Annotated in this window: 21 protein-coding genes and 3 rRNA genes; 4 read left to right on the top strand and 20 right to left on the bottom strand. The window is 67.8% G+C overall.

Annotated elements, in window-relative coordinates; genetic code table 11:
* Positions 1 to 69: 69 nt before the first annotated feature.
* From C3E78_RS09945 to C3E78_RS09970, 6 genes are all read right to left on the bottom strand, one after another.
* A complete protein-coding gene (locus C3E78_RS09945) occupies positions 70 to 1032 on the bottom strand; it encodes a hypothetical protein (protein ID WP_108578140.1) in 963 nt (320 codons plus the stop codon).
* A 133-nt stretch (positions 1033 to 1165) separates the two neighbouring features.
* Positions 1166 to 1282 (bottom strand): 5S ribosomal RNA (gene rrf / locus C3E78_RS09950).
* A 134-nt stretch (positions 1283 to 1416) separates the two neighbouring features.
* Positions 1417 to 4518: ribosomal RNA gene (locus tag C3E78_RS09955) — 23S ribosomal RNA — on the bottom strand.
* Between the two features lie 365 nt (positions 4519 to 4883).
* Positions 4884 to 6402, bottom strand: a 16S ribosomal RNA gene (locus C3E78_RS09960).
* The 16S, 23S and 5S rRNA genes sit together here, the layout of an rRNA operon.
* A gap of 498 nt (positions 6403 to 6900) precedes the next feature.
* Complete coding sequence (gene tyrS / locus C3E78_RS09965; RefSeq protein ID WP_108578141.1) at positions 6901 to 8160, bottom strand: tyrosine--tRNA ligase; 1260 nt, start codon at positions 8158 to 8160, stop codon at positions 6901 to 6903.
* Positions 8161 to 8229: 69 nt separating this feature from the next.
* Positions 8230 to 8616: a universal stress protein gene (locus tag C3E78_RS09970; protein ID WP_108578142.1), complete on the bottom strand. Its 387-nt coding sequence runs from the start codon at positions 8614 to 8616 to the stop codon at positions 8230 to 8232.
* Between the two features lie 74 nt (positions 8617 to 8690).
* Here C3E78_RS09970 and C3E78_RS09975 point away from each other — a divergent pair, with 74 nt between their 5' ends.
* The gene (locus tag C3E78_RS09975; RefSeq protein ID WP_108578143.1) at positions 8691 to 9341 is read left to right on the top strand and encodes a DsbA family oxidoreductase; all 651 of its coding nucleotides are present in this window, start codon (positions 8691 to 8693) and stop codon (positions 9339 to 9341) included.
* A 106-nt stretch (positions 9342 to 9447) separates the two neighbouring features.
* Here the strand turns inward: C3E78_RS09975 and C3E78_RS09980 are convergent, their stop codons facing one another.
* Genes C3E78_RS09980 through C3E78_RS09995 form a run of 4 tightly spaced genes read right to left on the bottom strand, consistent with a single transcriptional unit; the run spans position 9448 to position 12885 of the window.
* A complete protein-coding gene (locus C3E78_RS09980) occupies positions 9448 to 9858 on the bottom strand; it encodes a universal stress protein (protein WP_108578144.1) in 411 nt (136 codons plus the stop codon).
* The gene (locus tag C3E78_RS09985; RefSeq protein ID WP_108578145.1) at positions 9855 to 11378 is read right to left on the bottom strand and encodes a tripartite tricarboxylate transporter permease; all 1524 of its coding nucleotides are present in this window, start codon (positions 11376 to 11378) and stop codon (positions 9855 to 9857) included. The genes C3E78_RS09980 and C3E78_RS09985 overlap by 4 nt, the downstream gene beginning before the upstream one ends.
* Positions 11378 to 11896 (bottom strand): tripartite tricarboxylate transporter TctB family protein, encoded by a 519-nt coding sequence (locus C3E78_RS09990; RefSeq protein ID WP_108578146.1) that lies wholly within the window; start codon positions 11894 to 11896, stop codon positions 11378 to 11380. Before C3E78_RS09990 ends, C3E78_RS09985 begins: the two co-directional genes overlap by 1 nt.
* On the bottom strand, positions 11893 to 12885 hold the full coding sequence (locus C3E78_RS09995) for a Bug family tripartite tricarboxylate transporter substrate binding protein (protein WP_108578147.1): 993 nt from the start codon (positions 12883 to 12885) through the stop codon (positions 11893 to 11895). Before C3E78_RS09995 ends, C3E78_RS09990 begins: the two co-directional genes overlap by 4 nt.
* An 82-nt stretch (positions 12886 to 12967) precedes the next feature.
* Between C3E78_RS09995 and C3E78_RS10000 the strand changes: the two genes are divergently transcribed.
* Together C3E78_RS10000 and C3E78_RS10005 are read left to right on the top strand one after the other, a co-directional pair.
* Complete coding sequence (locus C3E78_RS10000; RefSeq protein WP_199906795.1) at positions 12968 to 14554, top strand: sensor histidine kinase; 1587 nt, start codon at positions 12968 to 12970, stop codon at positions 14552 to 14554.
* Positions 14551 to 15216 (top strand): response regulator, encoded by a 666-nt coding sequence (locus C3E78_RS10005; RefSeq protein ID WP_108578149.1) that lies wholly within the window; start codon positions 14551 to 14553, stop codon positions 15214 to 15216. Before C3E78_RS10000 ends, C3E78_RS10005 begins: the two co-directional genes overlap by 4 nt.
* A 13-nt stretch (positions 15217 to 15229) precedes the next feature.
* On the opposite strand, the gene C3E78_RS10010 is transcribed toward C3E78_RS10005, so the two are convergent.
* From C3E78_RS10010 to argG, 10 genes are all read right to left on the bottom strand, one after another.
* Positions 15230 to 15802, bottom strand: a complete 573-nt coding sequence (locus C3E78_RS10010; protein ID WP_108580846.1) for a DNA-3-methyladenine glycosylase — start codon at positions 15800 to 15802, stop codon at positions 15230 to 15232.
* Positions 15799 to 16485 (bottom strand): peptidylprolyl isomerase, encoded by a 687-nt coding sequence (locus C3E78_RS10015; protein ID WP_108578150.1) that lies wholly within the window; start codon positions 16483 to 16485, stop codon positions 15799 to 15801. The genes C3E78_RS10010 and C3E78_RS10015 overlap by 4 nt, the downstream gene beginning before the upstream one ends.
* Positions 16486 to 16620: 135 nt before the next feature.
* Positions 16621 to 18036 carry an argininosuccinate lyase gene (gene argH / locus C3E78_RS10020; RefSeq protein ID WP_108578151.1) on the bottom strand — a complete coding sequence of 472 codons (1416 nt, stop codon included), beginning with the start codon at positions 18034 to 18036 and terminating at the stop codon, positions 16621 to 16623.
* Complete coding sequence (locus tag C3E78_RS10025; protein ID WP_108578152.1) at positions 18033 to 18548, bottom strand: arginine repressor; 516 nt, start codon at positions 18546 to 18548, stop codon at positions 18033 to 18035. Before C3E78_RS10025 ends, argH begins: the two co-directional genes overlap by 4 nt.
* Positions 18545 to 19489, bottom strand: a complete 945-nt coding sequence (gene argF / locus C3E78_RS10030; protein ID WP_108578153.1) for an ornithine carbamoyltransferase — start codon at positions 19487 to 19489, stop codon at positions 18545 to 18547. Before argF ends, C3E78_RS10025 begins: the two co-directional genes overlap by 4 nt.
* Entirely contained in the window at positions 19486 to 20649 is a 1164-nt protein-coding gene (locus C3E78_RS10035) for an acetylornithine transaminase (protein ID WP_108578154.1), read from the bottom strand. Before C3E78_RS10035 ends, argF begins: the two co-directional genes overlap by 4 nt.
* A complete protein-coding gene (gene argB / locus C3E78_RS10040) occupies positions 20646 to 21620 on the bottom strand; it encodes an acetylglutamate kinase (protein WP_108578155.1) in 975 nt (324 codons plus the stop codon). The genes C3E78_RS10035 and argB overlap by 4 nt, the downstream gene beginning before the upstream one ends.
* Positions 21617 to 22768: a bifunctional glutamate N-acetyltransferase/amino-acid acetyltransferase ArgJ gene (gene argJ, locus C3E78_RS10045; protein ID WP_108578156.1), complete on the bottom strand. Its 1152-nt coding sequence runs from the start codon at positions 22766 to 22768 to the stop codon at positions 21617 to 21619. Before argJ ends, argB begins: the two co-directional genes overlap by 4 nt.
* 79 nt (positions 22769 to 22847) lie before the next feature.
* A complete protein-coding gene (argC, locus tag C3E78_RS10050) occupies positions 22848 to 23894 on the bottom strand; it encodes an N-acetyl-gamma-glutamyl-phosphate reductase (RefSeq protein WP_108578157.1) in 1047 nt (348 codons plus the stop codon).
* A gap of 39 nt (positions 23895 to 23933) precedes the next feature.
* Positions 23934 to 25367, bottom strand: coding sequence for an argininosuccinate synthase (argG, locus tag C3E78_RS10055; RefSeq protein WP_108578158.1), 1434 nt, complete (start codon positions 25365 to 25367; stop codon positions 23934 to 23936).
* A 68-nt stretch (positions 25368 to 25435) separates the two neighbouring features.
* Between argG and C3E78_RS10060 the strand changes: the two genes are divergently transcribed.
* Complete coding sequence (locus C3E78_RS10060; RefSeq protein ID WP_108578159.1) at positions 25436 to 26446, top strand: DUF2207 domain-containing protein; 1011 nt, start codon at positions 25436 to 25438, stop codon at positions 26444 to 26446.
* Positions 26447 to 26458 lie beyond the last annotated feature (12 nt).

Genomic DNA, 26458 nt, shown 5'->3' on the forward strand with positions numbered 1-26458 from the left:
ACGATGCCCCCCACCAGTGGTGAGGGGCATCGTCGGACGCCGCAGCTGTGGACAGCCGCGACGGTGGGTTCAGTCCTGTGGACGCTTGTCGAGCTCGAGCAGTCGCTCCTCGGCGTCGGTCGACTTGTTGCCGTCGACCGCGACCGTTCGGTGGAACCACTCGATGGCCTCGTCGCGACGTCCGGCGTCCAGCAGGGCGTCGGCGTACGCGTAACGCAGCCGCGGCACCCAGTCGCCGCGGCCCTTGGTGTGCAGCGGCTCGGTCTCGAGCAGCCGGACGGCAGCGTCGTACTGGCCCTGGTCACGACGCGCGCCGGCGACCACGATGGACAGCTCGATCTGGCCCGCGTCGTCCAGCTGGCTGCGGATCTCGGGGGTGTCGTAGGCGATCGCCTTGTCCGGGCGCTTCAGTGCACGCTCGCAGTCGGCCATCATCGGGGCGTACATGTAGCCGCCGGTCATGCGCCGCGCTGCGCGGAACTCCGACAACGCCTCGGCCCACTTGCCGCACGCGTACGCCGTCTCGCCACACGCCTCGCGGACCAGACCGGTCCGCGTCGCGCGGGCCCTGGCGGCCAGGGCGTGGCGGTGCGCGGTCTCGGGATCCTCGGCGATCAGCATGCCGGCCATCACGAGGTGGCGGGCGACCTTGTCGGCGAGCTTCTCGGGCAGGCTCTGGAGGGCCTGGCGAGCGTGCTTGTCCAGGTCCTTGGCGCTGACGTCGTCGGGGATCGGCGGACCGTCGTAGATCTTCTGGGCTGCGGTGCGGTCGCCCTCTTCCTGGCGACGGTTGCGCGGCGCGTCGTACGGCTTGCCGTCACGACGCGGGTGCGCGGGCTTGCCGTCGCGCCTGGCGTCGGGCTTGCCGTCCCTGCGAGCTGCAGGCTTGCCGTCGCGGCGATCCGGGGAGCCAGTGCCGCGCTGGTCACGTCCGCCCCTCGCGGCGGGCTTGCCGCCACGGGCGGCACCACTGCCGGCTCCTCGGCCAGCAGGCTTCCCACCGTCACGGCGGGGATTTCTCGACTCAGCCATGAGTCGTTCCTTCCATCGAACACTTCGCGCACACGAATGGTGTGCACATGACTTCCGTACACCTCCTTGTTACCAAGGCGGTGGTGAAAAGCAGCGAGGCCGCCCCTAGTGGGGCGGCCTCGCGCTAATGATTGTCCGGCGACGTCCTACTCTCCCACACAGTCTCCCGTGCAGTACCATCGGCGCTGAGAGGCTTGACTTCCGGGTTCGGAATGTAGCCGGGTATTTCCCTCTCGCCATGGTCGCCGAAACTCTATTGAGATATCAACTCAAAACCATGCAACCCCTTGACTCCGTCACACCCATCGGGTGTGTTGGAGGGGTCTTGGTGGTTCCCGGACGTATCTCGGGAACCTCACAGTGGACGCGGTGTACATCTTTGTAAGAAACAAGCCCTCGGCCTATTAGTACCGGTCAGCTCCACACATTGCTGCGCTTCTACTTCCGGCCTATCAACCCAGTGGTCTGCTGGGGGCCTTACCTGGTAAACCAGTGGGAAACCTCATCTTGAAACACGCTTCCCGCTTAGATGCTTTCAGCGGTTATCGCTTCCGAACGTAGCTAACCAGCAGTGCTCTTGGCAGAACAACTGGCACACCAGAGGTTCGTCCATCCCGGTCCTCTCGTACTAGGGACAGATTTTCTCAAGTTTCCTACGCGCGCGGCGGATAGGGACCGAACTGTCTCACGACGTTCTAAACCCAGCTCGCGTGCCGCTTTAATGGGCGAACAGCCCAACCCTTGGGACCTGCTACGGCCCCAGGATGCGACGAGCCGACATCGAGGTGCCAAACCATCCCGTCGATATGGACTCTTGGGGAAGATCAGCCTGTTATCCCCGGGGTACCTTTTATCCGTTGAGCGACGCCGCTTCCACTTGCCAGCGCCGGATCACTAGTTCCGACTTTCGTCCCTGCTCGAGCTGTCACTCTCACAGTCAAGCTCCCTTGTGCACTTACACTCGAAACCTGATTGCCAACCAGGCTGAGGGAACCTTTGAGCGCCTCCGTTACATTTTAGGAGGCAACCGCCCCAGTTAAACTACCCATCAGGCACTGTCCCTGATCCAGATAATGGACCTAGGTTAGATGTCTAGTACAGCCAGAGTGGTATTTCAACGATGACTCCACACACACTGGCGTGCATGCTTCACAGTCTCCCACCTATCCTACACAAACTGAACCAAACACCAATACCAAACTATAGTAAAGGTCCCGGGGTCTTTCCGTCCTGCCGCGCGTAACGAGCATCTTTACTCGTAGTGCAATTTCGCCGAGTCCATGGTTGAGACAGCGCCCAAGTCGTTACTCCATTCGTGCAGGTCGGAACTTACCCGACAAGGAATTTCGCTACCTTAGGATGGTTATAGTTACCACCGCCGTTTACTGGGGCTTAAGTTCTGTGCTTCGCTTGCGCTGACACGTCCCCTTAACCTTCCAGCACCGGGCAGGAGTCAGTCCGTATACGGCGTCTTTCGACTTAGCACGGACCTGTGTTTTTAGTAAACAGTCGCTTGGGCCTGGTCTCTGCGGCCGTCAACGCTTCTCAGAGCAAGTCTGATAACGAATCGGGCCCCCCTTCTCCCGAAGTTACGGGGGCATTTTGCCGAGTTCCTTAACCATGGTTCACTCGATCACCTTAGTATTCTCTACCTGACCACCTGAGTCGGTTTGGGGTACGGGCGGCTCTAGATCTCGCTAGATGCTTTTCTCGGCAGCATAGGATCACTCACTTCGACAAAATTGTCTCCCCATCAGATCTCAGGCATGTGAATGACGGATTTGCCTATCATTCGCCCTACGTCCTTAGCCCGGGACAACCATCGCCCGGGATGAGCTACCTTCCTGCGTCACACCATTGCTTGCCTACTACCAGATCGGGTCATGCGCTGCCCCGGCATCGCTCCGAAGAGTCCAGCCGGCTTAGGGCACTTAGCATTTCTGGGTTCAGCATGGGCGATCTAATGCCGGTACGGGAATATCAGCCCGTTGTCCATCGACTACGCCTGTCGGCCTCGCCTTAGGTCCCGACTTACCCAGGGAAGATTAGCTTGACCCTGGAACCCTTGGTCATTCGGTGGAGGAGTTTCTCACTCCTCATTCGCTACTCATGCCTGCATTCTCACTCGTGTAGCCTCCACGGCTGGATCACTCCGCCGCTTCGCTGGCCACACGACGCTCCCCTACCGATCCATGCGCCTGGACCACGAAGGCCTGGCTATTGCATGAATCCCATAGCTTCGGTGGATAACTTGAGCCCCGCTAAATTGTCGGCGCGGAATTACTTGACCAGTGAGCTATTACGCACTCTTTCAAGGGTGGCTGCTTCTAAGCCAACCTCCTGGTTGTCTCTGCGACTCCACATCCTTTTCCACTTAGTTATCGCTTTGGGACCTTAGCTGATGGTCTGGGCTGTTTCCCTCTCGACAATGGAGCTTATCCCCCACTGTCTCACTGCTGCGCTCTCACTTATCGGCATTCGGAGTTTGGCTGGGTTCAGTAAGCTTGTAGGCCCCCTAGCCCATCCAGTGCTCTACCTCCGACAAGAAACACGCAACGCTGCACCTAAATGCATTTCGGGGAGAACCAGCTATCACGGAGTTTGATTGGCCTTTCACCCCTATCCACAGCTCATCCCCCCAGTTTTTAACCTAGGTGGGTTCGGTCCTCCACGCGGTCTTACCCGCGCTTCAACCTGGCCATGGATAGATCACTCCGCTTCGGGTCTAGATCCTGCAACTATGGTCGCCCTATTCGGACTCGCTTTCGCTACGGCTACGGCTCAACGCCTTAACCTCGCTACAGAACGCTAACTCGCAGGCTCATTCTTCAAAAGGCACGCTGTCACCCGTCACAAGGACGAGCTCCAACGGATTGTATGCACATGGTTTCAGGTACTATTTCACTCCCCTCCCGGGGTACTTTTCACCTTTCCCTCACGGTACTAGTCCGCTATCGGTCATCGAGGAGTATTTAGGCTTAACGGGTGGTCCCGCCAGATTCACACCGAATTTCAGGGGTTCGGTGTTACTCGGGGTGACGCAAAAGAGCCATGAGCTTACGTGTACGGGGGTATCACCCTCTATGCCGCGACTTTCCAGTCGGCTTTCACTTCACTCATGGTTTATGACTCTTCGTCTGATCGGCAGAACAGACCATGCGGCCCCACAACACCCCAAATACAACGCCTGCCGGCTATCACATACTTGAGGTTTAGCCTGATCCGGTTTCGCTCGCCACTACTACCGGAATCACTTTTGTTTTCTCTTCCTGTGGGTACTGAGATGTTTCACTTCCCCACGTTCCCTCCTACTGCCCTATGTGTTCAGACAGAGGTACTCAGACTTTACTCTGAGTGGGTTTCCCCATTCGGACATCCCCGGATCACAGGTCGGTTGTCACCTTCCCGGGGCTTTTCGCAGACTCCAACGTCCTTCATCGGCTCTCGATGCCAAGGCATCCACCATGTGCACTTAGTAGCTTGTTGTTACTACAAAGATGCTCGCGTCCACTGTGAAGTTCTCAAAATACGTTCGGTCCCGCATACCAGATCCCACGCCTACCAGAACCAACACCCCATGAAGAGGTGTCGAACCAGGTGGTTCGAGGGGATATACGGTCCAAGGAAACAGTCTCTTACGAGCTGATCCCTCAGGACCCAACAGTGTGCCTGAATCGGTAACAAATTTCCCAGCGACGTTCCACGCTCTTACGAGCAGTACTGACCCTGGTGGGCTGCTACCAAGCCAAATAATCGACGATCCACTAGTGAGCTGAGCCGCACCAACACATTCGGTTGGTAAACGCCTCATGGACAACCACCACGATGGGCAGCTGCCAGATGCTCCTTAGAAAGGAGGTGATCCAGCCGCACCTTCCGGTACGGCTACCTTGTTACGACTTCGTCCCAATCGCCAGCCCCACCTTCGACAGCTCCCTCCGTAAACGGTTGGGCCACTGGCTTCGGGTGTTGCCGACTTTCATGACGTGACGGGCGGTGTGTACAAGGCCCGGGAACGTATTCACCGCAGCGTTGCTGATCTGCGATTACTAGCGACTCCGACTTCATGGGGTCGAGTTGCAGACCCCAATCCGAACTGAGACCGGCTTTTTGGGATTCGCTCCACCTTGCGGTTTCGCAGCCCATTGTACCGGCCATTGTAGCATGCTTGAAGCCCTGGACATAAGGGGCATGAAGACTTGACGTCATCCCCACCTTCCTCCGAGTTGACCCCGGCAGTCTCCTATGAGTCCCCACCATTACGTGCTGGCAACATAGGACGAGGGTTGCGCTCGTTGCGGGACTTAACCCAACATCTCACGACACGAGCTGACGACAGCCATGCACCACCTGTAAACCGACCACAAGGGGGGCCGTATCTCTACGGCTTTCCGGCATATGTCAAACCCAGGTAAGGTTCTTCGCGTTGCATCGAATTAATCAGCATGCTCCGCCGCTTGTGCGGGCCCCCGTCAATTCCTTTGAGTTTTAGCCTTGCGGCCGTACTCCCCAGGCGGGGCGCTTAATGCGTTAGCTGCGGCACGGAGACCGTGGAAGGTCCCCACACCTAGCGCCCAACGTTTACGGCATGGACTACCAGGGTATCTAATCCTGTTCGCTCCCCATGCTTTCGCTCCTCAGCGTCAGGTAATGCCCAGAGAACCGCCTTCGCCACCGGTGTTCCTCCTGATATCTGCGCATTCCACCGCTACACCAGGAATTCCGTTCTCCCCTGCATACCTCTAGTCTGCCCGTATCGGAAGCACGCTCAGGGTTGAGCCCTGAGTTTTCACTCCCGACGCGACAAACCGCCTACGAGCCCTTTACGCCCAATAATTCCGGACAACGCTCGGACCCTACGTATTACCGCGGCTGCTGGCACGTAGTTGGCCGGTCCTTCTTCTGCAGGTACCGTCACTTTCGCTTCGTCCCTGCTGAAAGAGGTTTACAACCCGAAGGCCGTCATCCCCCACGCGGCGTTGCTGGATCAGGCTTTCGCCCATTGTCCAATATTCCCCACTGCTGCCTCCCGTAGGAGTCTGGGCCGTGTCTCAGTCCCAGTGTGGCCGGTCACCCTCTCAGGCCGGCTACCCGTCAATGCCTTGGTGAGCCATTACCTCACCAACAAGCTGATAGGCCGCGAGCTCATCCTTCTCCGCCGGAGCTTTCCACCTCCAAACATGCGAAAGGAGGTCATATTCGGCATTAGCCATCGTTTCCAATGGTTATTCCAAAGAGAAGGGCAGATTGCTCACGTGTTACTCACCCGTTCGCCGCTCGTGTACCCCCGAAGGGGCCTTACCGCTCGACTTGCATGTGTTAAGCACGCCGCCAGCGTTCGTCCTGAGCCAGGATCAAACTCTCCGTTGAAGCAGCTAAAGCGCTGCCAAACTTCAGTTCAACCTGACAAACTATTTGCTGACAAATAAATTGTCGGAATTGATTCCATCAAGCCAACCAAACAACCGAAGTCATCTGGCAAGTCTCGACGGGGTATTACTAATTAATCTCGTCGACTTTTGGCACACTGTTGAGTTCTCAAGGATCAGACGCTCACCTCAGCTAAGACCTCTCGGTCCGCCTCAGGGCAACTCGTCCAACTTACACGGCTCGTTGTCACCGGTCAAACCGGGTCGGTCACCATGTTGCTCTGCGTTCTCAGCGATCCGTTCCCTGGAGCCAGTGAAGGCGCCGTGCCGTTGATCGTTTCGGTTGAGCTGGCTGGAAGCTCACAAGTGACTGGCGTTTCGGCCTGTCCGCTTGCTGCGCTGTCCAACAAGAAGAACATTACGGGGGTCCTTCCCCGTCCGTCAAATCGTCGTCACGTGGGCGATGCCACAGTCGGCGAGACCGCTGGAATGACGCGGTTCAGCTGATTCGGACGCCTGAGACGGACCGTTTGCCTTTGCGAATCACGGCCCACGTGCTGTAGAGGAGCAGGTCCCCCTCGAGCACCTGATCGGGGTCGGAAGCGCGCACGTTGTTGACGTACGCACCGCCGTCGGCGACGGCGCGCCTGGCGGCGGACTTGCTGTCGGTGAGACCCGACGCCACGAGGGCGTCCACGATCGTCGGTCGGTCGGCAGCACTGAGCTCGGCGGCGCCGGCTTCTCGCAACGCCGCGGCGAGCGTCTGCTCGGGCAGGTCGGTGAGCTCTCCCCTGCCGAAGAGTGCCCCCGCCGCGAGCTCAGCCGCAGCAGCCTCGTCCGCCCCGTGGACCAGCGTCGTGACCTCGGCAGCCAGTCGACGCTGCGCGAGCCGCAGGCCGGGCTTCTCGGCGTGCTCGGCCTCCAGCGCCGCGATCTCCTCCAGCGGGAGGAAGGTGAACTGGCGCAGGTACTCGGCCACCTTCGAGTCCTCTGCCTGGATCCACGACTGGTAGAAGGCGTACGGACTGGTGAGCTCGGGATCCAGCCAGACGGTGCCGGACTCGGTCTTGCCGAACTTCGTCCCGTCCGCCTTGGTGATCAGGGGTGTGGCCAGGGCGTGCACCTTGTGGGCGTCCGCTCGACGGATGAGCTCGACGCCGGCGGTGATGTTGCCCCACTGGTCGCTGCCCCCGGTCTGCAGGACGCACCCGTGGCGCCGGTGGAGCTCCAGGTAGTCCATGGACTGCAGCAGGACGTAGCTGAACTCGGTGTAGCTGATGCCCGACTCGAGGCGGCTGCTGACGACGTCACGGGCGAGCATCCGGTTGACCGGGAAGTGCTTGCCGATGTCGCGCAGGAAGTCGATCGTGCTCAGTCCCGCGGTCCAGTCGAGGTTGTTGACCAGCGCGGCCCCGGTGGGGCCGTCGACGTCGACGAATCGCGACACCTGCGACGCGATGCGGTCCACCCACTCGGCGACGGTCTCCTTGGTGTTCATGATCCGCTCCCCCGCCTCCTTGGGGTCACCGATCAGCCCGGTGGACCCACCCACCAGGAGCAGCGGCCGGTGCCCGGCGAGCTGCAGCCGGCGTGCCGTGAGGATCTGCAGGAGGTTGCCGATGTGCAGGCTGGGCGCCGTCGGGTCGAACCCCACGTAGTAGGTGATCGGCCCCGCTGACAGCTCCGCGCGCAGGGCATCGCGGTCCGTCGAGTGCGCGATCAGTCCGCGCGCGTCGAGGTCGTCCAGAACGTGTGTCACAAGGGTGCCTTTCGGGGGGTTTGGTCGATCACGGCGACTGTATCGTGGTGACCGTCGGCTCCCCCGCGGCTACGGCTTGACGGCGACGACGGGCACCGAGGCGTCCAGCAGGATCTGCTGAGCCACGCTGCCCATGAGGATCTTGCCGACCGGGCTGCGGCGCCGGATGCCCATCACGACTGCCGACGCGCCGCACTGCTCGGCCTCGAACAGCACGGCATCGGCGACGTTCTCGCCCACCGACTGACGGATCTCGTACTCCACGCCCTGCGAGCGCAGCTGCTCCTCCAGGGACTGGACGTGGTTGCCACGCGCGAAACCGGTGTCGAGTCGCGGCTCCGTCCGACCGATGTTGATCAGCACGATCTTCTCGCCGGACGTCTTGCTCTGTGCGACGGCCCAGTCGAGGGCAGCGCGCCCGAACTCGTCGGGGCGGTAGGCGACTGCAATTGTCATGACATGAAACTACCCCGCGGAGCGGTCCCGGCGGAAGTGGAATACCGGGACTGCGCACGGACGTTGATGCCGGCGTGAGTGAGACAGTGAAGGTCGACATCTGGTCAGACATCGCATGCCCGTGGTGCTTCATCGGCAAGCGGCGGTTCGAGACGGCCGCGGCGGAGTTCGCGGCGTCGGGCGGCACGCTGGAGGTGGAGCTGCACTCGTTCGAGCTGGCCCCGGACACCCCCGTGGACTTCGATGGGAGCGAGGTCGACTTCCTCGTCACCCACAAGGGCATGGGCGCCGCGCAGGTCGAGCAGATGCTCGACCAGATGAGCCGTCTCGCCACGACCGAGGGCCTGGCGTACGACTTCGACGCCCTGCAGCACACCAACACGGTCAAGGCCCACGAGCTGCTGCACTTCGCCAAGGCCAAGGGCCGCCAGCTGGAGATGAGCGAGCGGCTGTTCCGCGCGTACTTCGAGGAAGGCCGCCACGTCGGTCGTATCGACGACCTGGCCGACCTCGCAGCTGAGATCGGGCTGGACCGTGACGAGGCCGTCGCGGCCCTCACGAGCGGGGAGTTCCTGCCGGCGGTGGACGCCGACAAGGCGCAGGCCGTCGCGTACGGCATCACCGGCGTCCCGTTCTTCGTGATCGACGGACGCCTTGGCGTCTCCGGCGCCCAGGACCCGTCCGTGCTCGTCGAGGTGCTGCAGAAGGCCGCGGCAGGCGAATGACGTCCGGACCCCTCGAGATCGTCGGCGACGAGGACGCGCCCGTCTGCGTCGACGGCGTGTGCGCTGTGCCCGGCGCTGAGGACGACGCCCCGGACGAGGCCGACGCCTAGTCCAGCAGGTCCTCCGCACCGTCGGGCTTGACCGCCAGCACGGGGCAGGCCGCGTCGAGGATGAGTCGTTGGGCGACGCTGCCGAGCAGCAGCTTGCCGACCGGGGTGCGCGGCCGGATGCCCACGACGATGAGCGACGCGCCCGTCTCCTCGGCCGCCTCCAGCACCGCCCCGGCGATGTCGGGCACCACGTCGTGACGCACCTCGGTGTCCACCTCGAGACGTCCGAGCGCGGCGTCCAGCCGCGCGATGTCCTCATCGCGGGCGAACATCCGGTCGACGTACGCGTCGCCCTTCGTCGGGTTGACGACGACGAGCCGCTCGGAGCGCCGGCTGGCCTCCGTGGCGCCGTAGGACAGCGCTGCGTGGCCGAACTCGTCGGGGCTGAACATCACGACGACACTCATGCGGACACCTCGTCCTTCGTGGTGGGCTCGTCCTGGTCAGGCCGGTCCTTGGCGGGCCGGAGCCCGTCGACGACGATGTAGACCAGCGCGAGGGCGATGATCACGTAGACGATCACCGCGACCGGCTCGCTCCACAGGGTGCTGACGTCACCCGAGGAGATCTGCAGCGACGTCGTGAGCTGCTCCTCGAGCTTGGGCCCGAGGATCACCCCGATGATGAGCGGCAGCACGGGCAGGCCGAACCGTCGCATCGCCAGGCCGAGCAGGCCGATGACGAGCAGGATCGCCAGGTCGAACGGCTGGAAGCTCACGCTGTACGCACCCAGCGAGGCGAAGAACAGGATGCCCGCGTACAGGTAGGGCCGCGGGATCTGCAGCAGCTTGGCCCACAGCGGCGCGAGCGGCAGGTTGAGCAGGAGCAGCAGGGTGTTGCCGATGAACAGGCTCGCGAGCAGGGCCCACACCAGCTCCGGCTCGGTGTCGAACAGCTGCGGACCCGTCTCGATGCCGTAGCTCTGGATCGCGAGCAGCATGATCGCGGCCGTCGCCGTGGTCGGCAGGCCGATCGCGAGCAGCGGGACCAGCGTGCCGGCGGCCGAGGCGTTGTTCGCGGCCTCGGGCCCCGCGACGCCCTCGATCGCGCCCTTGCCGAACTCCTCGGGGTGCTTGGAGAGCTTGCGCTCGGTGACGTACGACAGGAACGTCGGGATCTCCGCGCCGCCGGCGGGCAGGGCGCCGAACGGGAAGCCGAACGCGGTGCCCCGCAGCCAGGGCTTCCAGGAGCGTCCCCAGTCGTCGCGGCTCATCCAGGGCTGGCCGACCGGGATGATGTCGAGCGGCCGGCGCCGCAGGTGCGCGGCGACCCACAGGGCCTCGCCGATCGCGAAGATCGCGACCGCCACCACGACGATGTCGATGCCGTCCGCGAGCAGCGGGCTGCCGAACGTGAGCCGGGACTGACCGGTCTGGCCGCCCACGAGACCGATCGCGAGCCCCAGGAACAGGGCGATGAAGCCGCGGAGGCGGGAGCTGCCCAGCACCGCCGTGACGGCGAAGAGCGCCAGCAGGATCAGCGCGAAGTTCGAAGGGTTGCCGAGCTTGACGACCTGCCCCGCGACCGAGGGTGCGAACAGCACCAGCAGCAGCGTGCCGATCGTGCCGGCGATGAACGAGCCGATCGCGGCGGTCGCGAGGGCCTGGGCGGCCCGGCCCTTCTTGGCCATCTTGTTGCCCTCGATCGCGGTCACGACCGAGGACGACTCCCCCGGCGTGTTGAGCAGGATCGACGTCGTCGAGCCGCCGTACATGCCGCCGTAGTAGATGCCCGCGAACATGATCAGCGCGCTGTCCGGCCCGACGCTGTACGTGATCGGCAGGAGCAGGGCCAGCGTCATCGCGGGGCCGATGCCCGGCAGGACGCCCACGGCGGTGCCCAGGAACACGCCCAGGACCGCGTAGAACAGGTTCTCCAGCGTCAGTGCGGACTGGAAGCCCTCCAGCAGCAGGTCGAGCGAGCCCATCAGAGGATCCCGTCCAGGACGCCGGGCGGGATCGCGAGACCCAGACCCGAGTAGAAGCCGTACCAGGAGCCGACCGACAACGCGACACCCACGGCCACGTCGCGGATCACCGTCCGGCTGCCGAGCACCCACGCGGTCCCGACGAACAGGATCGCTCCGGTGATCGCCCAGCCGAGCCAGTCGACGAGCAGGATGTTGGCCGCGAACACCACGACCAGCTTCGCGACGGTCACCCAGTCGCTCGGCTGCGTCAGGTCGATGTCCTCGCCCTCCTCGGCCTCCGGCACGTCTCCGCGCGCCGTGGCCACCGCGAGCAGCACCGCCAGGACCAGCAGCACCGCGCCCACGACGTACGGGAAGGCGTACGGCTGGACCGGCTGGTCCGCGAAGCCGTCCTGAAGGGTGGTCGCGTCGTAGACCACGTACGCGCCGACGATCCCGAGGAACGCCGCGAGTCCGTACTGCGCCTTGTCGACGACCGTCGTGCCCCGCTCTGCGGGCTTGTCGATCACGCTCATGTCAGTCCCAGCTCCTTCAGCGTCGTCTCGACGCGCTTGTCCTGCTCCTCGAGGAAGGTCTCGAAATCCTCGCCCGTCGCGAACGAGTCGATCCAGCCGTTGCGCTTCACGGCGTCCTTCCACCCCTGGCTCTCGTGCATCTCGGTGAACATCTCGACCAGACGCTCGCGCGACTCGTCGGAGATGCCGGGCGGGGCGAGGATCCCCCGCCAGTTCGCGAACGTCATGTCGACGCCGGACTCCTTGAGCGTCGGCGCGTCGACGTTGTCGAGCCTCTCGGCGCCTGACACCGCCAGCACCCGCAGCGACCCGTCCTTGAGCTGTCCCTCGAACTCGCTGGGCCCGGACGTGCCGACGTCGATCTTCTTGCCCAGCAGCGCGCTCGTGAGCGGTCCTCCCCCGTCGTAGACGATGTACTTGACCTGCTTGGGGTCGATGCCGACCGTCTTGGCCATCTGCATCGGGAACAGGTGGTCGGGCCCGCCGGGCGACGAGCCGCCGCCGATCGTGACGCTCCCTGGGTCGGCCTTCCAGGCCTTGACGAGGTCCTGCACGTTCTTGAACCGCGAGTCCTTGGGCACGATCAGCGCCTCCTGGTCCTCGATGAGCCGGGCGATGGGCGTCGCGTCGGAGACCCGCGCGTTCGACTCGTTCGTGTACGTCGCGCCCACGACGCCGAGCCCCATCGACATCACGAGGTCGTCGACCCCCTTCTCGTTCAGCAGGCGCTGCATCGCGACGGTGCCGCCGGCGCCGATCACGTTGGTGACCTCGAACCGGCCCGACAGGTCGGCGTCCTCGAGCACGCGGGCGGCCGCTCGTCCCGTCAGGTCGTACCCGCCGCCGGGGCTGTTGGGGATGTACATGCTGAGCCGGCGGTTGGCCTCGCCGTCACCGCCGCGCGTGACCCCGCACGCGGAGAGCGTCAGCGCGACGACGAGGGTCAGGGCGAGCGCCCCGGCCCGGTGGGTGCGCCTGGTCGACGTCATGGAACCTCCTGTGGTCGAACCCGAGCATGACGGCAGGGTGTGTCGTGGGTCACCATTGCGGAGACAAAGGAGGTTGTGGACATTGTGGTCACCGAGGCGGAGACGCCTGACGCTCGCCGGCCAGTTCCTGGTCCTGCAGCTGGTCGTGGTCGCGCTCGTCCTCGCGATCGTGGGTGCGATCTCCCTGCACCAGTCGACCGCGTCGTTCGCCGCGGACCGTGGGACGCAGATGCGCTCGGTCGCGGAGTACCTCGCCAACACCGCCGTCGTCCGCGACCGGGTGACCGGTCCCGACGCCGCCACCAGCCTTGCCCCGGCCATCGACCGGGCGGTGAGCCTGTCGGGCGCCACGGACATCGCGATCGCCGACCCGCGCGGCCGCATCCTGTCCTCGTCGGACCCGCGGCTCGTGGGCACACGGGCCGCGCTCGGCGAGTCTGACGTGCGAGCGGGCCGCGGCTGGGTCGGTGACATCGACACCCGGGGGCGCCGGTACGTCGCGGGGCACGCGCCGATCATCGACGACAGCGGCACCGTGGTCGGCCTCGCGATCGCGGAGCAACGCTACCCGACGATCTGGGCACGGCTGACCGACGCGGCCGGTGACCTCGTGCTGTACCTGGGCGTGGGCGCACTGCTGGGTGTCGCCGGCTCGTGGCTCGTGTCCCGGACGGTGAAGCGGCGCACCCGGGGCCTCGAGCCGCACGAGTTCGCGACGCTCGCGGACCACCGGGAGGCCCTCCTGCACAGCATCCGCGAAGGGGTCGTCGCCGTCGGCACCGACGGCCGGGTCACGATGGTCAACGACGGCGCGCGCGAGCTGCTCGGCCTGCGCGAGGACCCGATCGGACGCCGCGTCGACGAGCTGGGGCTGCCCGACCAGGTCGCGTCGGTCCTCGTCGGTGGCAATGAGACCCAGGACGTCGTGCTGCTCGTCGGCGACCGCGTCGTGGTGTGCAACCAGCGGTCCGCCTCGAGCCGCGGGGAGGGCATCGGTACGGTCACCACCATGCGCGACCGTACCGAGCTCGTCTCGATGCAGGGCCAGCTCAGCTCGAACCTGTCCATCACCGACACGTTGCGGGCGCAGACGCACGAGTTCGCGAACCAGCTGCACACGATCTCCGGGCTCGTGCAGCTGCGCGAGTACGACGAGGTGACCTCGCTGGTCGGGACGCTGACCCGGCGCCGCGCCGAGATCAGCGACGCCGTCACGCGCCGCATCGCCGACCGCGCCGTGGCCGCGCTGCTCATCGCCAAGTCCAGCGGTGCCGCCGAGGCCGGCGTGGAGCTCAGCCTGGCGCCGACCTCGGACCTGCCGACCCTGCCGGCCGCCGTCTCCGCGGACCTGACGACCATCATCGGCAACCTCGTGGACAACGCGGTCGACGCCGCCAAGACCGGTGCGGACCCGTCGGTGCACGTCGAGCTGCACGTCGATGCCGGCGAGGTGGTCCTGGAGGTGCGGGACTCCGGCCCCGGCGTGCCCGACGACATGGTCGATGCGATCTTCATCCGCGGATTCACGACCAAGCCCGAGGTCCCCGGCGGTCGGGGCATCGGGCTGCCGCTGGTCCGGCTGATCTGCTCCCAGCGGGGCGGCTCCGTCACGGTCGTTCCGGGCGCCGGCGCCACGTTCCGGGTCCGGCTGCCGATGGAGGTCGCATGATCGACGTGCTGGTCGTCGACGACGACTTCATGGTGGCCGGCATCCACGCGCGCTTCGTCGAGCGCATTCCGGGCTTCGTCGTGGCGGGGACCGCGCGGACCGGCGCCGAGGCGCTGCAGATGTGCGCCGACCTCGCCCCCGGGCTCCTGCTCCTCGACGTCCACCTGCCCGACATGAGTGGGCTCGACGTGCTGCAGGCGCTGCGGTCGTCCGGCAGCACGGTCGGCGTCGTCATGGTCACCGCAGAGCGGGACGCGGAGGCGGTCAGCGCGGCCCTGCACGGCGGGGCGATGCAGTACCTCGTCAAGCCGTTCGAGTTCGACGACTTCGCCGCCCGCATGCAGCGCGTCCACGAGGCGCTCACCACGCTCGCGCACGGCGCCCCGGACCAGGCGGCGATCGACCGGGCGTTCGGCGGGCACACCGCGGCCGCCACGTCGTTGCCCAAGGGGCTCAGCCCGGAGTCCGCCCGGCTCGTCGAGAAGGCCCTCACCGAGGTCCCCGAGCTGTCGGCCGCGGACTGCGGGGAGCGGGTCGGGCTCTCGCGGGTCAGCGCACGCCGCTACCTCGAGCACTTCGTGGACCGGGGCCTCGCGACGGTCCGGCTCAACTACGGCAACGCGGGACGTCCCGAGCGCCGCTACCGCTCCACCCGGCAGTAGCCGGTCGGCTCCGTCAGGCGCGGGGGCTGCGCCGGTAGGCCGACACCGTCGGGTCGCCGGTGACCCAGAACCGCCACGGCACGTCAGCGGCCTTCGAGACGCCCACGCGCGGGCCGGCGGTGATCGGCGGCGCCTCGGTCGGCGGATCCCCCAGGCGTACGCCCTCGGACGTCAGCAGCTCGGTGCCGAGGTCGTCGAGGGAGACGCCCAAGGCCTTGGCGAGGTTGCCCGGGCCACGGGCCAGCATGACGTCCTTGACACCCGGTCGTCGGGCGCGGGCGGTCTCGACGCCCTCGACCACCTCACCGGCGCGGATCAGCACCGCCGAGGCGGTCTCGGTCGGACCCGTCACGACGTTGACGCAGAAGTGCATCCCGTACGACCGGTAGACGTACAGGCGCCACGGCGGGCCGTACATGATCTCGCTGCGCGGCGTCCGCGTGAAGGCGTGCGAGGCGGGGTCGAGCACTCCCCCGTACGCCTCGACCTCCGTGATGCGGACCGCCGCGCCGTGGCCGTGCAGGACCCGTCCGAGCAGGCCGCGGGCGCGCTCGACGACGTCGGGGGTGCTGCCGGGACCGCTCAGGAGACCGACTCGATCACGACGTCCTTGGCAGGAGCGACACCGTCGGCCGCGTTGCCGTCCTTCGCGATCTCCTGCGCGACGGCCAGGCCGGCCTTGTCGACGCTGCCGAAGACCGTGTAGCTCGGCGGCAGGTCCGAGTCGGCCAGGACGATGAAGAACTGCGAGCCGTTCGTGTTGGGCCCGGCGTTGGCCATCGCGAGCGTGCCCGCGGGGTAGGTCTCGTCGCCCTTCAGCTCGTCGTCGAAGGTGTAGCCCGGCCCGCCGGTGCCCGTGGCCGACGGGTCGCCGCACTGCAGCACGAAGCCCGGGACGAGGCGGTGGCACTTGGTGCCGTCGAAGTAGCCCTGCTCGGCCAGCGACACGAAGGAGCTGACGGTGCACGGGGCGGAGTCCGGCGTCAGCGTCGCCTTGATGTCACCGCGGTTGGTCTTGATCGTCAGCGAGTCGGCGGCCTTCGGGGTGGCCGGCGGGAGGTCCGCCTTCTTGCCCAGCTCGTCGGCCTTGTTGTAGGTGCAGGTCGCACCGCCCGGGGACGCGGTGCCCGAGGGCGCCGGGGTGCTCGAGGACGGGGCCGACGCGGACGAGTCGTCCGACGCCTTGTCGCCGTCGTCGGAGCCACCGCACGCGGCGAGCAGGGAGACCAGGAGCACGGACGCCGTGGCGGCGAGCAGTCGAGAGCGCATGCCGCGAGCGTATCGACCCGGTCCCTGCGGCGTACCGCGGCCTCAGCCCGTACGCGAGTGGCGCATCAGCGTCCCCGAGTGGCGCAGTTCTGGACGACACACCGTCTCAGAACCCTCAGACTGCACCACTCGCGGTCACGGGAGGCGGGAGCGGAGCTCGGCGAGCTGCTCGACGACGCGGACCAGGGCGGTGCCGCCGCGCGAGTCGCGGGAGGACAGCGAGCCCTCCACGGTCAGCACCTCGCGCACGCCGGGGGTCAGCGCCGGGGAGATCGCGGCGAAGTCCTCATCCGTGAGGTCCCACAGCTCGATCCCCCGCTGCTCGCACACCTGGACGCAGGCGCCCGAGAGCTCGTGGGCGTCCCGGAACGGCACGCCCTGGCGCACGAGCCACTCCGCGATGTCGGTCGCGAGCGCGAACCCCTGCGGGGCCAGCGCCTGCATCCGCTGCGTGTTGAACCTCAGCGTCGCGATCATGCCCGTGAACGCCGGCAGCAGGACCTCGAGCGTGTCGATCGAGTCGAAGACCGGCTCCTTGTCCTCCTGCAGGTCCCGGTTGTACGCCAGCGGCAGGCCCTTCAGCGTGGCCAGCAGCCCCGTCAGGTTGCCGATGAGCCGACCGGACTTGCCGCGAGCCAGCTCGGCGATGTCGGGGTTCTTCTTCTGCGGCATGATGCTGGACCCCGTGGAGTAGCCGTCGTCCAGCGTGACGAAGTCGAACTCCTTCGTGTTCCAGATGATGATCTCCTCGGCGAGCCGGGAGAGGTCGACGCCGATCTGGGCGGTGACGAACGCGAACTCCGCCACGAAGTCGCGGGCCGCCGTGCCGTCGATCGAGTTGGGCGTCGAGCCGGTGAAGCCGAGATCGGCGGCGACCTTCTCCGGGTCCAGGCCCAGGGACGACCCGGCGAGGGCGCCGGCACCGTACGGCGAGTCGGCCGCCACGCGGCGGTCCCAGTCGACGAGGCGCTCGAGGTCACGCACGAGCGGCCACGCGTGAGCGAGCAGGTGGTGCGACAGCAGGACGGGCTGCGCGTGCTGCAGGTGCGTCCGCCCGGGCATCGCGACGCCCATGTGGGTCTCGGCCTGGGCGGCGATGGCCTCGACGAGCGCGGTGACGAGCGCGGAGATGCGGCGTCCGTGGTCGCGCAGGTACATCTTGAACAGGGTCGCGATCTGGTCGTTGCGCGAGCGCCCGGCGCGCAGGCGGCCACCCAGGTCCGGGCCGAGGCGCTCCAGGAGCCCCCGCTCCAGCGCGGTGTGCACGTCCTCGTCGTCCGGCTGGGCCACGAACGCGCCCGACTCGACGTCGGCGGCAAGCGCGTCGATGCCCGCGATGAGCGCGGTGCAGTCCTCGCGGCTGAGCAGGCCCGCGGCCTGCAGCACGAACGCGTGGGCGCGCGAGCCCGCCAGGTCGTACGGCGCGAGGCGCCAGTCGAAGTGGGTCGAGCGCGAGAGCTCGACGAGCTCGGGCGAGGGGCCGGACGCGAAGCGTCCGCCCCAGAGCGCGGTCTTCTCGGGAGTTCCGTCGGCGGGGGGCTGGGAGGTCACGCGTTCTCCTTCGGGGTCGGACCGGCGAGGTCCGTGAAGCGTCGGGCCAGGGCGTCGCCGCCGGCGGGGTCGCGGCTGATCATCAGCACGGTGTCGTCGCCGGCGATCGTGCCGATGACGTCGTCGGGGGCGAAGTGGTCGATCGCCGAGGCGAGGTACTGGGCCGCGCCGGGCGGGGTGCGCAGCACGACGAGGTTCGCGGACGACTCGGCGGTCACCAGCAGCTCCCGGGTGAGCCGGGCCAAGCGGGAGCGGGCCGCGGTCCCGCCGGTCGCGGGGCGGGGGGTGCGGTCGCCGCCCTCGGCCGGGACCGCGTACACCAAGCCGCTCCCGCCGTGCCGGACGCGGACGGCATCCAGCTCGACCAGGTCGCGAGAGACCGTCGACGGGGTCGCCGTGACGCCCTGGGCCTCGAGCAGGTCCACGAGCTCACCCTGCGAACGCACCGCGTGGCGCGACAGCAGCTCCACGATCAGCTGCTGGCGCGCGGTCTTGCTGTCCGCCGCGCTCATGCTGTCTCCGCCCGGGACTTCTGCAGGAGCCAGACGAGCAGGGCCTTCTGGGCGTGCAGGCGGTTCTCCGCCTCGTCCCACACGACGCTCTGCGGACCGTCGAGCACCTCCGAGGAGATCTCCAGCCCCCGGTAGGCGGGCAGGCAGTGCAGGACGATCGCGTCCGGCGCGGCGAGCTTCAGCGTGTCCTCGGTGATCGAGTAGTCGCCGAAGAGCTGCAGCCGCGCCTCCTTCTCGGCCTCCTGGCCCATCGAGACCCAGGTGTCGGTGATGACGACGTCCGCCCCGGCGATCGCGGCGGACGGGTCGTCGGTGACGAGCACCGACCCCCCGGTGCCCTCGGCGATCACGGCAGCGTCGTCGACGATCCGCCGGGCCGGCTGGTAGCCCACCGGCGAGCCGATGCGCACGTGCATGCCGGCGGTCGCGCCACCGAGGAGGTACGAGTGGCCCATGTTGTTGGCGCCGTCGCCGAGGTACGCCACGGTGAGGCCGGCGAGGCGGCCCTTGTGCTCGGTGACGGTCTGCCAGTCGGCCAGGATCTGGCACGGGTGGAAGTCGTCGCTGAGCGCGTTCACGACCGGCACCCCGGCGTGCGCCGCCATCTCCTCCAGGCCCGTCTGGGCGTACGTCCGCCAGACGATCGCGCTCGTCATGCATCCGAGCACCCGCGCGGTGTCGGCCGTGGACTCGCCGCGGCCGCCCTGGGTCGTCGCGGTGTCGAGGATCAGCGGGCTGCCGCCGAGGTCGGCGATGCCCACCCCGAACGAGACCCGGGTGCGGGTCGAGGCCTTGTCGAAGATCACCGCGACGGTCTGCGGGCCGGCGAGCGGCTTCTGCCCGTACGGGTCGGCCTTGATCGCGGCGGCGAGCGCCAGCACCTCGGCCTGCTCGTCCGGGCTCAGGTCGTCGTCGCGCAGGAAGCTGCGCACGCCGGTCACGACGAGACCTCGTCGAGGATCGTGCGCAGCGCGGTCACCGCGTCGGCTGCCTGGTCCTCGGTCAGGATCAGCGGCGGCGCGAGACGCAGGCGCTCGGGAGTGGCGTTGTTGAGGATGAGCCCGGCCTCCAGGGCCGCCTTCTGCGCCTCTGCCGCGACCGGCTGGTGCAGGACGACGCCGACCAGGAGCCCACGTCCCGTGACGTCCGCGACCAGGGGGTGGTCCTGCAGGCCGCGGCGGATCTGGTCGCCGATGGTCCTGACGTGGGCGAGCAGGTCGTCGGACTCGATCGTCTCGATGACGGCGAGAGCGGCCGCCGTGGCGACCGCGTTGCCGCCGAACGTGGTGCCGTGGTTGCCCGGCTGCAGCAGGGTGGCCGCGTCCCCCACCGCGATGCAGGCGCCGATGGGGATGCCGCCACCCAGGCCCTTGGCCAGCGTGACGAGGTCGGGCACGACGCCGGACTCGCTGTACGCGAACCACGCGCCGGTGCGGCCCATGCCGGTCTGCACCTCGTCGATCCACAGCAGCGCGCCGTGACGGCTCGTGATGTCCCGTGCCGCCTGCAGGTAGCCCTCGGGCGGCACGACCACCCCGGCCTCGCCCTGGATCGGCTCCAGCAGCACGGCTGCGACGGTGTCGTCGACGGCTGCCTCGAGCGCCGCGGCATCGCCGTACGGCACGAACTGTACGTCTCCCGGCAACGGCTCGAACGGGGCGCGGTACGCCTCCTTGGACGTGAGCGCGAGCGCCCCCATCGTCCGGCCGTGGAACGAGCCCTCCGCGACGACGATCCGGGTCCGTCCGGTGCGCCGGGTGACCTTGAACGCCGCCTCGTTGGCCTCGGTGCCGGAGTTGGTGAAGAACACCCGGCTGTCCTGGCCGACGAGGCCGACCAGCCGCTCGGCCAGCGCGATCTGCGGCTCGGTGGCGAAGAAGTTTGACGTGTGCCCCAGCGTCGTCAGCTGACGGGTGACCGCCTCGACGATCGCCGGGTGGCCGTGACCGAGCGCGTTGACGGCGATGCCGGCGAGCAGGTCGAGGTACCGCGTCCCGTCGGCGTCCCAGACGTACGCACCCTCGCCGCGCACGAGCATCCGCGCGGGCGTCCCGAAGGTGTTCATGACGGCGCTCTCGTAGCGCTCGGACCAGGCGGTCATGAGGTCCCCTTGTCGACGCTCGTCGAGTACAGCGCGGTGCGGAGCCGGGTCGGTGCGCCGGGCACGACCTGCGTGCCGACACCCTCGTCGGTGAAGATCTCCAGCAGGACCGCGTGCGGCTCGCGACCGTCGACGACGGTGGCGCGCTTGACGCCCTCCTCGACCGCCTTGAGGCATGCGGTCATCTTCGGGATCATGCCGCTGGCGAGGTCCGGGATGAGCTCGGCGAGCGCCTCGGGGCTGATCTCGCCGATGACGTCCGTGCTGCTCGGCCAGTCCGCGTAGAGGCCCTCGACGTCGGTCAGCACGAGCAGCTTCTCCGCGCCCAGCGCGACCGCGAGCGCGGCGGCGGCGGTGTCCGCGTTGACGTTGTGGACCTGGCCGCTCGCGTCCGGGGCGACGGTCGAGACGACCGGGATGCGGCCCGCGTCGATGAGGTCGCGGACCGCCTCGGGGCGGACGCCCACGACCTCCCCCACCAGGCCGATGTCGGTCTCGACCCCGTCGATCACCGGCATGGTCCGGCGGGCGGTGAACAGGCCGCCGTCCTCGCCGGACATGCCGACCGCGAGGTCGCCGTGCTGGTTGAGCAGCCCGACGAGCTCACGCCCGACCTGGCCGGTCAGCACCATGCGCACGACGTCCATCGTCTCGGGCGTCGTCACGCGCAGGCCGCCGCGGAACTCCGACTCGATGCCGAGCTTGTCGAGCATCGCGTTGATCTGCGGGCCGCCGCCGTGCACGACGACCGGCTTGAATCCGGCCATGCGCAGGAAGACGATGTCCTCCGCGAACGCCTGCTTGAGGGTCTCGTCGGTCATGGCGTTGCCGCCGTACTTCACGACGATCACCTTGCCGTGGTACTTCTTCAGCCACGGCAGCGCCTCGGCGAGCGTCGCGGCCTTGGCGGTCGCCTTCTTCCACTCGGTGGGGTTCCACTGGTGCTCGGGTGCGTCGAAGTCAGGGGTCATGAGGAGTACGCCGAGTTCTCGTGGACGTAGGCCTGCGTCAGGTCGTTGGTCCAGATGGTGCCCGACTGGTCGCCGGACTTGAGGTCGATGGTCACCGAGACCGCACGGTCCTCGAGGTCGATCGCGTCGGGCGACTCCCCCGGCCCGCTGTTGCGGCAGACCCACACGCCGTTGAGCGCGACGTCGAGGTCGGCCGGGTCGAAGGCCGCCTGGGTCGTGCCCACCGAGGCCAGGATCCGGCCCCAGTTGGGGTCCTTGCCGTAGATCGCGCACTTGAAGAGGTTGCTGCGCGCGACCGAGCGGCCCACCTCGAGGGCGTCCTCGACGGTTGCGGCGTTGACGACCTCGATCGCGATCTCGTGGTCCGCGCCCTCGGCGTCGGCGAGCAGCTGCATCGCGAGGTCCCGGCAGACCGCCGTGACCGCGTCGGTGAACGCCGCCGGGTCGGGACGCGTGCCGGACGCGGCCGAGGCCATCAGCAGCACCGTGTCGTTGGTCGACTGGCAGCCGTCGGAGTCGAGGCGGTCGAAGGTCTGCGCGGTGGCGGACCGCAGCGCGGCGTCGACCGTCGCGGAGTCGACGTCGGCGTCGGTCGTGATGACCACGAGCATCGTGGCCAGTGCGGGGGCCAGCATGCCGGCGCCCTTGGCCATCCCGCCGACCGTGAAGCCGTCCGCGGTGACGACGGCCTCCTTGGCGACGGAGTCGGTCGTCATGATCGCCGTGGCCGCGGTGTGGCCGCCGTCGCGGCTCTGCCCCTCGACGGCCGCGCGGACGCCCGACAGCAGCGCCTCGCGGTCGTTGAGCAGGCCGATGAGGCCGGTCGAGCACACCTGCACGTCGATCGCGCCGATGCCGAGGAGCTCGGCGACGGTCTCGGCGGTGCGGTGGGTCGTGGCGAAGCCCTCGGCTCCGGTGTAGCAGTTGGCGCCCCCGGAGTTGATGGCGACGGCGACGGCCGAACCGGTCTGGATCGCCTTCTCGCTCCACAGCACCGGGTTGGCCTTGCAGCGGTTGCTGGTGAACACGGCGGCCGCGGCCTTGGCCGGGCCCTGGTTGACCACGACGGCCACGTCGGGCGCACCGGTGGACTTCAGCCCGGCCGGGACGCCCTGCGCGGTGAATCCTTGTGCGGCTGTGACGCTCATGCGGCCGCCCTCGTCAGAAACGGACGATACGAGCACGCCCGCATGGCTGCTGCTTCATCGTTCATTCGCTGGCGCTCACTCATGGTGCGAGTCCGATCGTGTCGAGGCCCGTGGTCTCCTCGAGACCGAGGGCGAGGTTCATGGACTGGATGGCGCCGCCGGCGGTGCCCTTGACGAGGTTGTCGATCGCCGACACCACGACCAGGCGGCTGGCCCGGTCGTCGATCGCGAGCTGCAGGTGCGCACTGTTGGCGCCGAGCGTCGCGGCGGTCGTCGGCCACTGGCCCTCGGGCAGCAGGTGGATGAACGGCTCGTCGTCGTACGCGGCCGCGTACGCCGAGCGCACCGCTGCCAGGTCGACACCGTCCTTGATGCGAGCCGTCGTGGTGGCAAGGATGCCGCGCGCCATCGGGACGAGGGTCGGCGTGAACGAGATGGTCACGTCGTCGGCACCGGCCAGCCGCAGGTTCTGCATGATCTCCGGGACGTGCCGGTGGGTGCCGCCGACGCCGTACGGCGACGCGGCGCCGAGCGCCTCCGCTGCGATGAGGTTGGCCTTGGGCGCCTTGCCCGCGCCGGAGTAGCCGTTGGCGAGGACCGCGACGAGGTCCGTGGTCTCCACGAGCCCCGCCGCGACCGCCGGCTGGATGCCGAGTGTGATCGCCGTGACGTTGCAGCCGGGGACCGCGATCCGCTCGACGCCCTTGAGCGCGTCGCGCTGGCGTCCCTCCCCCACGATCAGTTCCGGCAGGCCGTACGGCCAGGTGCCGGCGTGCTCTCCGCCGTAGAACTCGGTCCAGTCCTCGGCGGACTGCAGCCGGAAGTCGGCGCCCAGGTCGATGACCAGCGCCTCCTGCCCCAGCTGGGCCGCGACGGCACCGGACTGCCCGTGCGGCAGGCCGAGGAAGACGACGTCGTGGCCCGACAGGGTCTCGTTGTTCGTGGGCAGCAGCACGCGGTCGGCGAGCGGGACGAGGTGCGGGTGGTGCCCGCCCAGCGTCGTGCCGGCGCTCGAGGCAGCGGTCAGTGCGCCGATCTCGACGTGCGGGTGCGACAGCAGGAGCCGCAGCACCTCGCCACCCGCGTACCCGCTCGCGCCGGCCACGGCGACGGTGATCGTTCTCATGTCTCCACCTTTGCAGAACTGGTCATGGGCGGTGCCTCGTCAGTCGGTGCCGAGCTCCATCGCCGCGGCGTCGAGCAGCTGCGCCTCGGCGTCGGACGCGGCCGGGTTGGCCTCGATCCGCGTCGCCCCGCCCGCGGGCAGGTCACCGAACAGCGTGCCGTTCTCGACGAGCACCTGTCCCTGGTCGAGCGGCTGGGCGGCGTAGAGCTCGAGCATCGCGCGCGAGTCGGCGATGTCCAGGTTGCGCATCGTCAGCTGCCCGATGCGGTCCGTGGGGCCGAACGCGGCGTTCTCGGTGCGCTCCATCGACAGCTTCTCGGGCTGGTAGCTGAACGCGGGTCCCTGCGTGTCGAGGATCGAGTAGTCCTCGCCGCGACGCAGCCGGATGGTCACCTCGCCGGTGACGACCGAGGCGATCCAGCGCTCGATGGACTCGCGCAGCATCATCGCCTGGGGATCAAGCCAGCGTCCCTCGTACATGAGGCGGCCGAGACGGCGACCCTGCTGGTGGAAGCTCGCGATCGTGTCCTCGTTGTGGATCGCGTTGAGCAGGCGCTCGTACGCGATGTGCAGCAGGGCCATGCCCGGGGCCTCGTAGATGCCGCGGCTCTTGGCCTCGATGATGCGGTTCTCGATCTGGTCCGACATGCCGAGGCCGTGCCGGCCGCCGATCGCGTTCGCCTCGTGGACCAGCGCGACCGGGTCGCCGTCGAACGTCACGCCGTTGATCGCGATGGGCCGTCCGGCCTCGAACGTCACCGTGACGTCCTCGGTCTCGATCGCGACCGCGGGGTCCCAGAAACGCACGCCCATGATCGGCTCGACCGACTCCAGCGAGGTGTCCAGGTGCTCGAGGGTCTTGGCCTCGTGCGTCGCACCCCAGATGTTCGCGTCGGTCGAGTACGCCTTCTCCTGGCTGTCCCGGTACGGCAGGCCGCGGGCGGTGAGCCACTGGCTCATCTCGGTGCGTCCGCCCAGCTCGGCCACGAACGCGGCGTCGAGCCACGGCTTGTAGATGCGCAGCTCGGGGTTGGCGAGGAGGCCGTAGCGGTAGAACCGCTCGATGTCGTTGCCCTTGAACGTCGAGCCGTCGCCCCAGATGTCGACGCCGTCCTCGTGCATCGCCCGGACCAGCAGCGTGCCGGTGACGGCGCGACCCAGCGGCGTCGTGTTGAAGTACGTCCGTCCGCCGGAGCGGATGTGGAACGCACCGCACGCGAGCGCCGCGAGGCCCTCGTCGACGAGCGGCCGCTTGCAGTCGATCGACCGGGCGAGCTCGGCGCCGTACTCCATCGCGCGACCGGGGATGCCGGAGATGTCCGGCTCGTCGTACTGGCCGATGTCGGCGGTGTAGGTGCAGGGGATGGCGCCCTTGTCGCGCATCCACGCGACGGCGACCGAGGTGTCGAGGCCTCCGGAGAAGGCGATGCCGACGCGTTCGCCGACGGGAAGACTGGTCAGTACTTTGGACATGACTCACATTCTTGCATACTCCTGCAAGACCTTGCAGCCAGGGTGTCGCGAGTCCCTAGGATGCAGCCATGGGTCGAGCCGGGGTGCGAGTCGTCGTGCTGATCGTGGCGGCCGCACTCGTCGTCCTGCCGGCACTCTTGCCCGCCGACTCGTCCGACGGGACCGCGAGTCCGGGCCTTGCAGCCATCACCGACTACGAGGCCACCTACGTGCTGACCTCCGCCGGCACCCTCGTCGCCCAGGAGACGCTCACGGCCGAGACTGCATCCGGCGGGCACGGCATCTCCAGGTCGTGGGACGTGCAGGACCGTACCGACTCGCACGCACGGCTCAACCCCGAGGACGTCGAGGTCCGGCTCGACGGCAAGTCGGTGCCGTTCGACCTGCAGTGGCAGCGCGGCCGGCGGGTGCGGGTGCTCACGACCGATGAGGGCGACTCGCCCGTCTCGCCCGGCCCCCACGTCTACACGATCAGGTACGTGGTCGAGGGGGCCCTGTCCCCCGCCGGCCGGGGCTCGTCCCGCGCGTCGACGCTCGTCTGGGACGTCGTGCCGCCGGGCTGGAGCGCGAGCATCGCCCGGACGACGGTCCGGATCACGCTCCCGGCGCCGTCCGACTCGGTGCGGTGCGTGGCCGGGCGCACGGGGCCGGGCGAGTGCACGGCGACGGGCGTCGGCACGGACCTCGTGACCCTCCGGACCGGCGAGCTGGGGCCCCGCACCCCGGTGTCCGTCAGCATCGGCCTGCCGGTCGAGGCGCCGGACCGGGTCACGGTGCCGTGGCCCGTCCGGGCGGACCGTGCTCTCGGCCAGTCCGTTCTCGCCGTGGTGGCCGTGGTGCTCCTGACCATCGTGCTGGCCGCCGGGCCCCGCGTGCTCAAGCACAGGCTTCGACCCGCCTTGCTGGTCGCTGCCGCGCTGGCCCTGCTGGCGATCGGCATCCTCTGGAGCCCGCCGCTCTCGATCTACCTGCTCCCCCTGGCCGCCCTCGCTCTCGCCCTCGCCGCCACCCCGCCCCCCACGCTGAGGGGAGACTTACGTCCGCCCACGGGAGACTTACGTCCGCCCAGGGGAGAATGACGGGCGCCGAAA

This window comes from Aeromicrobium chenweiae (assembly GCF_003065605.1).
Lineage (GTDB): Bacteria > Actinomycetota > Actinomycetes > Propionibacteriales > Nocardioidaceae > Aeromicrobium > Aeromicrobium chenweiae.